Annotated in this window: 11 protein-coding genes and 1 pseudogene; 6 read left to right on the forward strand and 6 right to left on the reverse strand. The window is 41.9% G+C overall.

Translation table 11 applies throughout. From position 1 onward, the window contains the following. Positions 1-341: 341 nt before the first annotated feature. Together AOG27_RS13900 and AOG27_RS13905 are read right to left on the reverse strand one after the other, a co-directional pair. Entirely contained in the window at positions 342-1355 is a 1014-nt protein-coding gene (locus tag AOG27_RS13900) for a zinc-binding alcohol dehydrogenase family protein (RefSeq protein ID WP_054553602.1), read from the reverse strand. Positions 1356-1448: 93 nt separating this feature from the next. Further along, a complete protein-coding gene (locus tag AOG27_RS13905; RefSeq protein WP_054553603.1) occupies positions 1449-1880 on the reverse strand; it encodes a MarR family winged helix-turn-helix transcriptional regulator in 432 nt (143 codons plus the stop codon). Positions 1881-2003: 123 nt separating this feature from the next. Here AOG27_RS13905 and AOG27_RS13910 point away from each other — a divergent pair, with 123 nt between their 5' ends. After that, positions 2004-2432 (forward strand): organic hydroperoxide resistance protein, encoded by a 429-nt coding sequence (locus tag AOG27_RS13910; RefSeq protein ID WP_054553604.1) that lies wholly within the window; start codon positions 2004-2006, stop codon positions 2430-2432. Positions 2433-2459: 27 nt separating this feature from the next. Here the strand turns inward: AOG27_RS13910 and AOG27_RS13915 are convergent, their stop codons facing one another. Next, a complete protein-coding gene (locus tag AOG27_RS13915; protein ID WP_054553605.1) occupies positions 2460-4193 on the reverse strand; it encodes a GMC family oxidoreductase in 1734 nt (577 codons plus the stop codon). 151 nt (positions 4194-4344) lie between these two features. Here AOG27_RS13915 and AOG27_RS13920 point away from each other — a divergent pair, with 151 nt between their 5' ends. Next, on the forward strand, positions 4345-6468 hold the full coding sequence (locus tag AOG27_RS13920; RefSeq protein WP_054553606.1) for a methyl-accepting chemotaxis protein: 2124 nt from the start codon (positions 4345-4347) through the stop codon (positions 6466-6468). A 1020-nt stretch (positions 6469-7488) separates the two neighbouring features. On the opposite strand, the gene AOG27_RS13930 is transcribed toward AOG27_RS13920, so the two are convergent. Beyond that, positions 7489-8961, reverse strand: coding sequence for a diguanylate cyclase (locus AOG27_RS13930; protein WP_054553608.1), 1473 nt, complete (start codon positions 8959-8961; stop codon positions 7489-7491). Between the two features lie 400 nt (positions 8962-9361). On the opposite strand from AOG27_RS13930, the gene AOG27_RS13935 reads away from it, so the two are divergent. Beyond that, a complete protein-coding gene (locus tag AOG27_RS13935) occupies positions 9362-10825 on the forward strand; it encodes a DUF3360 family protein (RefSeq protein ID WP_054553609.1) in 1464 nt (487 codons plus the stop codon). 33 nt (positions 10826-10858) lie between these two features. On the opposite strand, the gene AOG27_RS13940 is transcribed toward AOG27_RS13935, so the two are convergent. Then, positions 10859-11440, reverse strand: coding sequence for a TetR/AcrR family transcriptional regulator (locus AOG27_RS13940; RefSeq protein ID WP_054553642.1), 582 nt, complete (start codon positions 11438-11440; stop codon positions 10859-10861). A gap of 102 nt (positions 11441-11542) precedes the next feature. Here AOG27_RS13940 and AOG27_RS13945 point away from each other — a divergent pair, with 102 nt between their 5' ends. Next, positions 11543-12085, forward strand: a complete 543-nt coding sequence (locus AOG27_RS13945; protein WP_054553610.1) for a carboxymuconolactone decarboxylase family protein — start codon at positions 11543-11545, stop codon at positions 12083-12085. Between the two features lie 75 nt (positions 12086-12160). Here the strand turns inward: AOG27_RS13945 and AOG27_RS13950 are convergent, their stop codons facing one another. Continuing rightward, complete coding sequence (locus tag AOG27_RS13950) at positions 12161-12685, reverse strand: hypothetical protein (RefSeq protein ID WP_054553611.1); 525 nt, start codon at positions 12683-12685, stop codon at positions 12161-12163. Positions 12686-12737: 52 nt separating this feature from the next. Between AOG27_RS13950 and AOG27_RS13955 the strand changes: the two genes are divergently transcribed. After that, positions 12738-13097 (forward strand): DUF1294 domain-containing protein, encoded by a 360-nt coding sequence (locus tag AOG27_RS13955; protein ID WP_054553612.1) that lies wholly within the window; start codon positions 12738-12740, stop codon positions 13095-13097. A 165-nt stretch (positions 13098-13262) separates the two neighbouring features. Continuing rightward, positions 13263-13371, forward strand: a pseudogene (locus AOG27_RS21615) (transposase domain-containing protein); the annotation flags it as partial.

Raw genomic sequence — 13371 nt, forward strand, 5'->3', positions numbered from 1 at the left:
TAATTAACCACCACACAAAAGTAAAACCTTGGCCGTAGGCGTGAAACTTGTTTCGCGCGCCAAGCAAGCGTGACGCCTACAGGTAGTACCGGCTTTATGCCGCGACATGGCTAAGGTCGGTGCGATACGAGAATAAAACGCGATGTGGAATCACTGCTACATGCTCGCCCCTCACATCTCGTAACTTGAATCTTAATTTTTTGTTTCGCGCGCCAAGCAAGCGTGACGCCTACAGGTAGTAGCGGCTTTATTCCGCGACATGGGTGAGGTCGGTGCGATACGAGAATAAAACGCAATATGAAATCGCTGCTACGTGCTCGCACCTCGTTTTTCATTCCTCGTTACTCAAACCCTTCCAACACAAGCTTTCCGCGAGCTTTGTGAGATTCTAAAATCCCATGGGCTTTAATAAGGTTTGCTACGTTTATCTTACCTAAATGCTCACCCAATGTTGTTTTAATTGTGCCGTTATCAACCAAGGTGGCAAGTTCTGATAGAAGCTGATGCTGGGCAATCATATCCTCTGTTTGGAACATTGAGCGGGTATACATAAACTCCCAATGCAACGAAATACTTTTACGCTTTAACTTCAAAATATCAAAGCTTGCAGGGTCGTCGATCAGTGCCAATTTACCTTGTGGCTTGATCACTTCCATAATGCTATCAAGGTGTTGGTCGGTGTGCGTTAAGCTCACTACGTAATCAAATTCATTCAGGTCGGCCGCAAGACGTTGCTCGTTAAGGTTTTTGCTATGATCAAGCACATGATCAACACCTAAACCTTTAAGCCAGTTGGCGCTTTCTTCTCGTGCGGCGGTACCAACAACGGTTAAATTGGTAAGCTGTTTGGCAAGCTGCACTAAAATTGAGCCTACACCACCTGCGGCACCTATTACTAATACAGAGGCTGGCTTATTGTTTTGAGATTTTTCAATCTGTAAGCGGTCAAACAATAGCTCCCATGCCGTAATACTTGTTAAGGGCAGGGCGGCTGCTTCACTATTACTCAGGCTTGTTGGTGCAAGACCGACAATGCGTTCATCAACAAGTTGCAGCTCAGCATTACTGCCTTGGCGCGTTAAGTCGCCAGCATAAAACACACGGTCACCGACATTAAATAACGATACTTTGTCGCCAACAGCTTTAACCGTCCCCACGGCGTCCCAGCCAATAACTTTGTAGCCATTGTCTGGTGAAACATTAGCGCGAATTTTAGTATCTACAGGGTTTACTGAGATTGCTTCTACGGCGACAAGAATGTCGTGACCTGTCGCAACGGGATCAGGTAATTCAATCGCTTGTAATGATGAGTCAGATAACGTTGGGGTTGCTGTTGTGTATCCAATTGCTTTCATGATGGTGTCCGTATTGATGAGTTTTAAACACTATAGCGTATAGAATTATATTAAAAAGAGGTGTAATCCAAATTCACTTTCAAATAATTTTTGTTAATTAAGGTCACTATTTACTAAATCGAGTAATTCAATTAGTTGCAGTGCTTGTTGTTCGTTAATGCTCGGGAAGCGACAACGAATTTGCGACGGTATCTCAGCGGCTTGATCTTGCATCGCCTTGCCTTTGGCTTCGAGCTGCACGAGTCGTTTGCGTTTATCATGGCTATCCTTAGTGATTGACAACAGTGCTTTATCGCTCATTTTTTTCAAAATTTGCGTCATCGCACCGCCATCAATGGCGGTTTTTTCAAGTAATTCAGCAATACTGATCTGATCTTTTTCCCACAGCGCCATCATCACTACGTACTGCGGGTAGGTTAAATCTAATTGATTGAGAGAATCTCGATACGCACGGGCAATCCCATTCGATGCCATATACAAGCGGTGGCATAGCTGGTTATCTAATTTTAGTTGTGGGTATTTCATGCACGATCCTCAAAATTCAATACGAGTATTTTAATTTGCATGCAAAGTATTTGCAATCCCGAAAAAGCTGATCTAATATACTTTGCATGCAAAATATATTTTCACTCAATTAGGAGAGTAATCATGAAAGAACTACAAAGCGTCGCATACACAGCAAAAGCAACAGCAACAGGTGGCCGTGAAGGCACAGCAAAATCAGACGATGGTCGTTTAGATGTGGCACTATCAACTCCTAAAGGGTTAGGTGGTGATGATGGTCAAGGTACAAACCCTGAGCAGTTATTTGCAGCTGGTTACGCGGCTTGTTTTATCGGCGCATTAAAGTTAGTGGCAGGCCAAGCAAAAATTAAATTACCAGCAGATACCCACATTAATTCTGAAGTATCAATTGGTCCTATCGAAGGTGGTTTTGGTATTGCAGTTAAGCTTGCGGTATCGGTAGGTGATCTTGATAAAGACACCGCCCTTGCACTGGTTAATAAAGCGCACGAAGTATGCCCATACTCAAACGCAACACGCGGTAACATTGCTGTAGAGTTATCAGTGATCTAATCGCTATTTACCAAAATAGGCCGTGCTTTATGCACGGCTTTTTTGTTTTTCAGCAATCGATTTTGCTAAATCGCCTGAACCAGTAAGTGCTGATACTAGACCTTCGCGTGGTTCACTAAATTGTATTGGCTTTATCTTGCTTGCTCGGGCTGCATCGAATACCGGTATTTGGCTCATTGCGTATTCTGACAATGCGGTAATGGTTAATGATGGGTTTACCCCTAAATTTCCGGGTATGATTGAGCCGTCAATAACACGTAGGTTTTGATAGCCGAACACTTCACCTGAGCTATCAACAACGCCGTTAGAGGCATCAGTGCCCATGGCGACTCCACTCATTATATGCGCCGTCATTGGGGCACCAAAGAGCACTTCAGTTAAGGCTGAACCGGGCACGCCACCGAGTTTTTCGGCGTAGAGTTTGGTTGCTTCTTCTGCTTTTGGAAAACTAACGCTAAGCGGCGTGTCATTGTCTTTTTGCACCGCAGTAATGCTGTTTTTAAATAACCGATACCACTTGCGTCGCCATTCAAGGTGAATAAACGCCTCGGATTTTTGCATCACCAAAAATACAATTGAGCTGCGGGCTTTGCCTTTTGGCCGCAATACTTTAGCTGTTTTTATTGGATGGCGCAGTGTATTCACTAAAAACTTAGCAATACGCTTGAGGCCTTTGCCTGTCACCATAGGAACGTAAGGTAAATATAGCCATGTGCCATCAGCGCCTTCTCTAAACCGGCAAATTTCAATGTTGGTGTCTTTGTCGACCGAAATAAATGAGCTGATCGCAACGCCATCATCAACTTTTTTAGTGGTATTGTTCGCGGTGGTGAGGGTTTCTGAGTTAGTGCGAATTTGCTGACCTAGCCAAGCTGAGATATTGGGCAGTGTTTTGTCTTTATCGCGCATTTTTAAAAGCAAAGGCACAGTGCCCATGACCCCTGCGCTTAGCACGACGCCCCGTGTTGTCAGCGTGTAAATATGGCTATTGCGATGGCTGGTATCTTTAATTTTAATTTTGTATCCGGCGCTGCCATCTGCATTAAGCGGGATGATTTTGATTACTTCAGAGCTAGGTCTTATCTCTACACCGTTGCGTTCGGCAAAGTACAGGTAATTTTTCATTAAAGTATTTTTGGCATTATGGCGACAACCAATCATGCAGCTACCACAGTAATGGCAGGTATTTCGCCTCGGACCATCGCCATTAAAGTATGGGTCGGGTAGCTCTTTTTTATAGGCTTCGCCGGGTTTTGCAAAAAGCACCCCGGTGTTCACGGTTTTGAATGAGTCGCCTTGCCCCATCTGATCAGCAATGTCTTTTAGTGTGTGATCGGCAACATTGGTATAGGTATTTTTGGCGCTACCTAACATGCGCTGTGCAAGGCCATAGTAGGGCATGAGGCTGTCTTTCCAGTCTGATTTTATCCGTGTCCAAGCAGGAGATTGAAAGACTTCATCATCAGGAATAAGGTGCACATTAGCATAAATTTGTGAGCCACCGCCAACACCAACGCCATGTAACACTGCGACTTTGCTGGTAAACGAAAATTGAATGCAGCCTTTAAGGCCAATTTCTGGCTGCCACATATAGTTTTTGATATCTAGGTTGGTCTTTGGAAACTCTTTATCTTCGCGGCGAAGACCTTTTTCAAGTACTAAAACCCGGTTACCTTTTTCGCTTAGGCGAAGCGCACTCACAGAGCCACCAAATCCCGAGCCTATAATAATTTGGTCAAAATCAAATGTGTGTTGCTGCATTGTTTTCGCCTATTGGTGTTTATTATTAATTTAGCTGATTATTAACTTACTTTTTAATTATTAGAAATCATACTTTTTTTATATTTATCCTAATGAAACCAGTCAAATGGTCTAAACTAAAGGTGATTTATAATAGTAGCAGGAAGAATCAATGCGGCAGTTAGCGTTAGCGAAAAAGTTGTTATGGCTTACAGTTGGAAGCATTTTCATAACCGTTTTTGTTTTATCAAGTGTTTTATGGTGGCAATTATCGAGCAGTAACCAAGATTTAGCTGCGCAATCAGAAAAGCTGATTGTCGCCGAAGTTGAAGAAAAGCTAGCATCAAATGCCGTAGCGTATGGTGAACAAGTTGCAGGTTTTATAAACGAAGCCTATCGAGTACCTTATTCATTTGCAGCAATCTTAGGGGATCACGATGCAGCAGGCACCTTAACTCGAGATGCGGTGGTTGAGTTAAATCGCTCTTTGCTACAAAAAAATACTATTCTTTCATCTATTTATTCGCAATTTGAAGCAAATGCGTTTGATGGCCGAGATGCTAATTTTATTAGTGGTTATGATCACTCAGTTGCTGGTGTAGGTACTTTAGAAATCTACTTTACTCGTAATAGAGATGGCAGCATAGAACAGCAGGCAGTTGACGATGCGGCTGAAAAATATGTGGATACGCTCAATGAATTTGGTCAGCGTGAAGCTGAGTGGTACTTGTGTGTAAAAGACACCAAAGTGCCATGTATTATGGAACCCTACTTATACGAAATCACCCCTGGTTATTCTGAAATGATGACCTCTTTAACTGTGCCCATTCTTCGTGATAACGAATTTATTGGTGTTGCCGGGGTTGATTTAACATTGCCTGTATTTCAAAGCATGACCGAGCAACTCTCAAAAGAATTGTATAACGGCAAAGCCCGCGTCACTTTATTAAGCTCACTCGATTTAGTGGTTGGTAGCAGCCATTACAAAGATAAGCTTGGCAGACCGTTAAAAGAGGCGGTGGCTAAAAGCACTTTAGACAATTACGTAAAAGCGAAAAAGCAAAGTGGTGTATTTAAAGTCGGTGATGAGTATTTAGTTAACTACCCAATTACCATAAAGCTTGCAAAAACACAGTGGAACTTACTGATAGAAGTACCCGCCGAGCTTGCCCTTGAAGGGCCTCAAGCGCTAGCAAATAGCATGAGTGAAAATGCCAATACACTAGGCGGTTTGATTTTGGTGACGGGTATTATTATTGCTGGTGCAGCCTTTGTGATCATGACCTTAGTGATCCGTACAATTGTGGCACCATTACAGCAGATTCAAAAGCGCGTTGATAACCTTGCCAGTGCTGAAGGTGACTTAACTCAGACCTTACATGTTGATACTCACGCTGAGCTAATCGCATTAGCAACTGGCTTTAATGCGTTTCTTGCTAAATTGCGCGATTTAATTGGTGAGCTTAAGAATGTATCAACGCAAACCAAAGAGCAGGCTCACCTAGCGACTAGTGTTGCCGTTGATACTAAGCACAACGTTCAAGCTCAATTCCAAGAAATTGAGAGCGTAGTGACCGCTATGAACGAAATGAGCGCAACAGCCCTTGAAGTTGCAAGAGCCTCAGAGCAGTCAGCGCAACAAGCCGATGAAATAAATGGTTTAGTTGTTAGCAGTGAATCGAGCTTGTCGTCTGCGGTTACCCAAGTTAAAACCATGTCGGACGAAATTAAAGAGGCTAATCAAGCGGTCGAAAAAGTTGCGGCACGCAGTAACGATATTACACAAATTTTAGATGTGATCCGAACGATTGCAGAGCAAACAAACTTACTTGCACTGAATGCTGCAATTGAAGCAGCAAGGGCTGGTGAACAAGGTCGTGGCTTTGCGGTGGTGGCTGATGAAGTAAGGGCTCTTGCTTCAAAAACGCGTTCATCAACCGATGACATCAGTGGTTTAATTGACAGCTTACAGCTAGAAGTAGGTAATGCGTCTAAGGTTATTGAACAAGGTGTTGTGCGTGCACAGACCGCGGTAGATGAAACCTCAGTTGCATTTGATGCATTACACGAAGTTGTAGTTAAAGTAGACGAAATCACGCAACAAATTACCCACATTGCAACGGCTGCAGAAGAGCAAAGCTCGGTCACAGAAGAAATAAACCGCAACCTGACGTTAATTTCAGATGCCGCATCGCAACTCGCTGAGCTATCTACCCAAGCCGGTGATGGTAGCCAAACTCTTAATGCACTTGTTGCACAACAAGATGATGAGTTGAATAAGTTAAAAACGAAATAGAGAGGAAGCTATAAGTTCTAGTTGCGAGATAAGAGATGCGAGAAAAACGCGATGTGAAATCGCTGCTACAAGCTCGCATCTTGTATCTATTTATCGTAGGAATGACTTTAGTCATGAATGATTAATCACCACACAAAAGTAAACCTTGGCCGTAGGCGTGAAGCGTGTTTCGTGCGCCAAGCAAGCGTGACGCCTACAGGTCGCAGCGGCTTTATGCCGCGACGAAGGGTAAAAATATCGTTATGCGATGAAGTAATCGAATCTGAAATCGATTAAAGGTGGTTATACATCGCTCGTAATTGTTAGATATTTATTTTTACCAAAAGTAACGTAATAAATGGGTAAAAATAGACCCGATAGTAAGTTACTGCTCATAGTGTTCGAAACAGTTACTTTATTTGATTGAATATCTTTGACAGAAAGTTTAGGGCTAGAGCACCAATCAATGGAGAACCAGATAAATCTAGCGTCGTCAGGTATTGTGTAGTTGGTTAAAGAGTTGGGTTTGATTTTTCCGATCTTTTTAGAATCGGCCCATAAAGTGTAATCTCTAATTTTATCATGATGTTGTTTTGGTCTGGTTACTTCAATTTCCATTTGAACCTCACTAGGATAGTAATTCCATTAAACTTAACGGGCTTATAGCTCGTTTTCTTCCATATTCAGTGTATTTTTATCAGAGCCGTTAATTAATTACTAGTCGTATAGTGCAAAGAAACTTAAGCTCATGCTCGCACCTCGCACCTCGCACCTCGCACCTCGCACCTCGTTTCTATCTCTCGTAGGAATGACTTTAGTCATGAATAATTAACCACCACTCAAAAGTTAAACCCTTGGACGTAGGCGTGAAACGTGTTTCGCGCGCCAAGCAAGCGTGACGCCTCAGGTAGCAGCGGCTTTATACCGCGACATGGGTGAGGTAAGAGCATACGAGAATAAAACGCGATGTAAAATCGCTGCTACATGCTCGCCCCTCGCATCTCGTCCTCGCATCTCGTATCTTTACTCTCGTAACTCATTCTAACTACACTGCGCTTGATTACGGCCTTGGTTTTTGGCTTGATACAATGCTTTATCGGCGCGTTTTAACATCGATTCTATATGCTGATCACTTGCTTTTAAGGTGCTAACACCAATACTCACGGTGAATTTAACGTGTTTGTTGTCGGCGATGATGTCTTGCTGTTCGATATCGGCTCTGATCTTTTCTGCGATAGCAAAGGCTGTGTGGTTATTTGCCATAGGTAAAAATAAGACAAATTCTTCACCACCAATGCGTCCCGCAATATCTGATGCTCTGCTATGTTGGGTGAGTTTATGTGCTGTGGTTCGTATTACTTCATCGCCAGTTGCGTGGCCATATTTGTCGTTTATAGCTTTAAATTGGTCTAAGTCTAACAGTAACAGGGAGCAGGTACATTGCGCGTCATGATATTTTGCAAACTGCCGATTAACCTTTTCGAAAAAGCCACGGCGATTATAAAGTTGTGTTAAATGATCTGTCACTGATAAGGCTAATGCTTCATGCTTAGCACGTTCTAGCTCATAGGTTCTTTCTTCTACTTTTTGTTCGAGCATGGTGGTCAGCTTTTGTTGTTCTTTCTTGCGCTGAATAAACACAGCTTGAATAAGCAATACCGCTGAAAGAGTAAATAAAAAGAAAAACTGCATGGTCACTTCAGCTGTTTTAGGGTGATGATAATAAAAATACCCCCATCCTTGATTACTTCCTACCCAAGCTGCAAAAAATACCAACATATTCATGCAGCTGGTGGCGGTTGGTGATAACCGCGTGGCTGCATAAAGCAGCGGAAACAACAGTAATGCAGGTTGTAAAAATGGTAATGTCATGGCTGTGTATGCGGGGCCAAAAATAAAATAACACAACAAAACCACGGTCAAAGTAAGCAACAAAAGTTTAGAAAATTCACTAGAAGTGACCGGGTGCGGCCAATTTCGCCATAAAAAGTAAAGGGCAGGGGTGAATACAATCGCCGCTAAGGCATTGCTAATACTCCAATTTAATATGCCTACATACAAGCCATTAAACCACTCGATACCAACTAGTGAGTATATGCCCACACCGAAAAGTGCAGAAATCACGCCAATCGCAATGCAAGCAACAATAAACACTCTGGCTAAACTGGTGACGCTTGTCAGCAGTGTGTGTTGTTTAAGTTTTCGGTTAATTAGCCAAAATGCTGTTAAAGCAGCGAGAGTATTACCTGTGGTTGTTGCGGCATTTATTGCTATGTGTTTAAACGTGAATGGATTTAAGTCGCTAAGATAAAAGTAACAAAGCACAACTAAACAGGTGCCTGATGCAACGCCCAACCAGGCTTTACGACCAAATAACATCAAGCCTGCTAATGCGACTCCTGCTGGTGGCCATACCGCCAGTGTTTTTAACACTTGCATAGTAAACAAGCCAAACAGCAGATAAACAGAGCAAACAATTATATTAAATTGCCAAGGCTTGAGCTGTGTGTTCATACATCCCTTTATGTGCTTATGTAAGAAAGCCACCGACTTGCGAGTTAGCATTAACCAAACTACTAATAAATTAGTATATTAGTAGTTGGAGAATAGGCAAATTCGATTAATCTAAAGTGGTTTTTCTCTAGCTGTTTGCTATTCATACAATTTATTAGACTAATAGTTAATGTGTTTGAAAAATAACCTTTAGCTTACTTTTTCAAAGCGTTTTTTATAAATAAAGCTATTTATATCAATGTATTAAATTTATTTTCGGATGCTCTCAGTTTATTAAAAACACCTATTTTATAAATTCATACCCTACCTTTTGCCTAATCGTGTTTTACGTCAGGCTGCTTTACCCTAACTGCATAATAAAAACTCACACAATTTTTCAAGATAGGTAGTAGGAGAACTTATGAATAAGAAGCAACAAAGCTATCAAGATCTTCATAAACCCAGCAGTGATTTTTCGAGTCGTGACGAATACCTTGAACACGAATTACAAATTATGCAGCCTAAGCGCTGGCGTCCTAACTTACCATTTCGTGACTATCGGTTTGAATTAGAAGACTCTATCCCTGCCATGGCAGGGACCATAGGCAAGGTGGTCATGGTGGGTGCAATTGCTGCAACATTTGCAGCGCCATTGGGCTTAGGTGAAGGCTTTATTTTAGAAAACGTGCGTTATGAGCTGTTAATTGTATCGATCTTCATTTTATTATTTTCGGGCTTCTTTTTACCAACAGCAAACTTAGCGGGTACGCATGGGCCGCTTATTCCTTTGATCCCGATAGTGGTGGCAGCGGGTGGTCACCCAATGGCCTTCGGTTTACTGATAGGGGCGTTTGGCTTATTACTGGCGCTTAGTAAAGGCGGGAGCTTACTGGCGGGTTTAACCAGCCGAGGCGTGTGTGGCGGTTTACTGCTTTACCTTGGCTTTATTGGTACGATTTCACAGGTTAAAAAGCTGTTTGCATGGGCTGAAGGCATTGATATGACCCATATTGCTTTCATTGTAATTTTATCGACTATCGTGTTGTACGCCTTACTTGAGCACTACAAAAAACGTTGGTTAGCCGTGCCATTAAGTTGCTTGCTTGGCGGTTTAATTGCATTTTTACTAGGGGCGCCGTTTGAGTTTAAAACAGCACCGGGTTTACCAAATATGAACCCAATGTATTGGTGGGGTGAAAATACCGGTTGGATGCTGGGATTACCAACCCTAGAGAGCTTTGTAGTGGTCTTGCCATTCGCGGTGCTTGCGGTTGCCATGTGGTCACCTGACTTTTTAGGACATCAAGTATTCCAAAAAATTAGTTACCCAGAACGCACTGAAAAAGTACAAATGAACATTGACGATACCATGTTTAGTGCTTCAATCCGCCAGACATTTGGTTCATTGTTAGGCGGCTCTAACTTTACCTCGTCATGGGGAACCTACATCGTGCCAGCAGCCATCGCTAAACGCCCAATTCCTGCGGGAGCGGTGTTAACAGCATTATTTTGTATCATTGCCAGTATTTGGGGCTACCCAATGGATTTAGCTATTTGGCAACCCGTGTTATGCGTCGCGCTAATAGTTGGTGTGTTTATCCCACTTCTTGAAGCTGGCATGGAAATGACCCGTGAAGGTAAAACTACGCAATCAGCTGCTATTGTGGTGTTTTCCTCGACCTTAGTGAACCCTGCATTTGGTTGGTCATTAACTATGTTGCTCGACAATTTGGGCTTAATTGGTTGTAAAGAGCGAAGCTCTGAGCTGTCTCCAATGAGCCGCTGGATTATTCCATTAGTGATGTTTGTTATCTTAACAAGCGTGATGGCAATGGTGGGGATGCTGCCAGGTATTCCGGCTTTAATGTCAGACTTTAGACATTGATATGTGAGGGTAAGGTGATAAACGCCTTACCCTTTAATAATTTTTTATAAGTGTGAACATCATACCAATAAGCTGCTCAGTCATCGGTTTCGACATTGGCCTGTGTAAATAACTTCTTAAGCCAGTAAATTGTATCTGAAATAAACGAGCATATTCTAGCGGACTATGAGTGTTGGCTAGTTCACCACGCTGTTGTGCAATATAAAATAGAGTCGATAAGTCGTGTTCAAACTGCTGCAAAAGGTCATCGGTTAACGTTTTAAGTTTAGGCTGAGTGTGATCGAATTCTGTACTTGCTTTGATTAACATACATACTTCACATCCATCTTCAGCACTTTCAAGTACCGTAACAACAAATGCATGTAAGCCATCAACTACTGTTTCGCTATTCTCAATATGGCTCGCTAGCAACAGCTTAAGTTGCGTAGCATAGACTTTTAAAGACTCTGAATATAAACCTTCTTTTGAACCAAACGCTGAATAAATACTGCCTGGGCGCATATCAACGACCGTTTGGAGATCACGGGTAGATGTTGTAGAAAAACCCTTTTTCCAAAATAGCATTTGTGCCTTCGTGATTACTTCATCGCGATTGAATTTAACTTTATTGACCATGACGAATACCAAAATTGAGCAGTTGTTCAATTTTAACTTGAACAACTGCTCAAAAACAACTAGGCTAATCATAAATCTTAGTCAGACACGATAGGAGATAACATGAAAAACTTTGAACTCTACACAAAAGAAACCGCGCCAGAGGGCTCAAAAGCACTTATCGATAACTCAGTATCAGCCTTTGGTATGTTGCCAAATTTACATGCCGTGATGGCAGAGGCACCTACACTACTTGAAGGTTACCAAGTGCTTCATGAGTTATTTCAAAAAACATCGTTTAATGCTCAAGAGCTGACAGTTGTTTGGCAAACAATTAATGTTGAACATAATTGTCATTATTGTGTACCTGCACATAGTGCAATCGCTGCGAGTATGAAGGTTGATCAAGAGATTGTTGATGCGTTAGTTAATAAAACTCCACTTGCTGATCCCAAGTTAGAAACTTTAAGAAATACAACCTTAGCAATGACGCGCAACCGAGGTGTAATTGACGAAAGTGAGTTAGAAGAGTTTTACAGTGCGGGTTATGGAAATCAGCAATTATTAGAAATTGTTCTAGGTTTAGCACAAAAAGTGATGAGTAATTATACGAACCATTTAGCTGATACGCCTGTTGATCAGCCGTTTAAAAAATTTATTAAGTAATAAATAAAGCACGGCTATATACCCAAACCACCTCAAGGTGCGAGTTTCTGCATCTTGAGGTGGTTTGGGTATAGCTTACTTAAACTTAACCGTTTTTTCGCTGCGGGTGTAAGTTCGGGTATCGGGTTTTGTCCATTGACCTTTTTTAAGGTAAGAGGTCGACACTACAAAGCTGTTATCTTTAAACTCGCTTGTCGATTTGACTTTAGTGATCCCATCTTTATTACCCGTTACATTTTCATAAGCAACAAACTGAGTAGGGCTAAGTACATTCATAGTGCCTTGGGTGTAAAACCCAGCTGTAGTGAAGTAATAAAACACCAAAGACTGCTTTTTATTGTCCCAAAAAATCATCGACTCACCACCATATTCACCTTCATTGATAGAGTGAATGGTTTTAATAGCCGTGCCATTGAGCGCGCGTTGCCAGGTACTCACATCTTGCACCGCAGGTTTACCTGCTGCGACATTAAAGTCTGACTGCCACGTGCCTAAGTAAGGTTCAAACACTTTTAGCTTGTCATCAAGTTGTTGCTCTGCTGCCATAACAGAAAGCGAACACAGGCAGATTGATAGTAAAAGTGATTTTAGGTATGCCATAATAGCGCCCCGATAAAATTAATTTGTTTTGCACAGTATAGGTGATACTTCGTTGATTAAGAAAACATTAATTACATTTTCATTGTTGTTTTTAGCGCTGCTATGGCTGACATCAAGGCAACTTAATATTACCTACTTTATTGCAGGCACTTACAGTGTAGCGAGCTTAATAAGCTTTTTGGTGTATGGCTGGGATAAACGTTTAGCAATGCAACATGGCGAGCATGTTATAAGAGTACCTGAGCGTACACTGCATATTTTAGGGTTAATCGGCGGTTGGCCAGGTTCATTCATTGCGCAGCAATGGTTGAGACACAAATCTAAAAAACGCAGTTTTATTGCCGTACTCTGGTTAACAGTTATTGTTAATTGTAGTGCGATATGGTCGCTGTATTATTTTAAGTTAATTTAAAAGAAGCTCAAAAAAGGAAAGCAGTCGCTTCAATGCCGATCAGTTAAGCAATTGACATTTGGCATAATAGGATCAAAATCCGATGATCACAGGTCATCGGATTTTTTTATGCCCCTTAATCATAGCTTCGCCAATATTTCATCATTTATCGATTCTAATATTCACAGCTTGTCGGAAATACTGGATGAGTCTTTAATACAACAAGCACTTGCAGAGTCTGGGGTCGCAACACTCAGGAAGCGCAGGCTACCTCTTGAGCTAATGGTCTGGAGTG

This window comes from Pseudoalteromonas lipolytica (assembly GCF_001306915.1).
Classification (GTDB): Bacteria; Pseudomonadota; Gammaproteobacteria; order Enterobacterales; family Alteromonadaceae; genus Pseudoalteromonas; species Pseudoalteromonas simplex.

Bases quoted from the DNA above. Each gene is read 5' to 3' on its own strand.
- AOG27_RS13900 (WP_054553602.1), bottom strand. From the start codon at position 1,355: ATGAAAGCAATTGGATACACAACAGCAACCCCAACGTTATCTGACTCA.
- AOG27_RS13905 (WP_054553603.1), bottom strand. From the start codon at position 1,880: ATGAAATACCCACAACTAAAATTAGATAACCAGCTATGCCACCGCTTG.
- AOG27_RS13910 (WP_054553604.1), top strand. From the start codon at position 2,004: ATGAAAGAACTACAAAGCGTCGCATACACAGCAAAAGCAACAGCAACA.
- AOG27_RS13915 (WP_054553605.1), bottom strand. From the start codon at position 4,193: ATGCAGCAACACACATTTGATTTTGACCAAATTATTATAGGCTCGGGA.
- AOG27_RS13920 (WP_054553606.1), top strand. From the start codon at position 4,345: ATGCGGCAGTTAGCGTTAGCGAAAAAGTTGTTATGGCTTACAGTTGGA.
- AOG27_RS13930 (WP_054553608.1), bottom strand. From the start codon at position 8,961: ATGAACACACAGCTCAAGCCTTGGCAATTTAATATAATTGTTTGCTCT.
- AOG27_RS13935 (WP_054553609.1), top strand. From the start codon at position 9,362: ATGAATAAGAAGCAACAAAGCTATCAAGATCTTCATAAACCCAGCAGT.
- AOG27_RS13940 (WP_054553642.1), bottom strand. From the start codon at position 11,440: ATGGTCAATAAAGTTAAATTCAATCGCGATGAAGTAATCACGAAGGCA.
- AOG27_RS13945 (WP_054553610.1), top strand. From the start codon at position 11,543: ATGAAAAACTTTGAACTCTACACAAAAGAAACCGCGCCAGAGGGCTCA.
- AOG27_RS13950 (WP_054553611.1), bottom strand. From the start codon at position 12,685: ATGGCATACCTAAAATCACTTTTACTATCAATCTGCCTGTGTTCGCTT.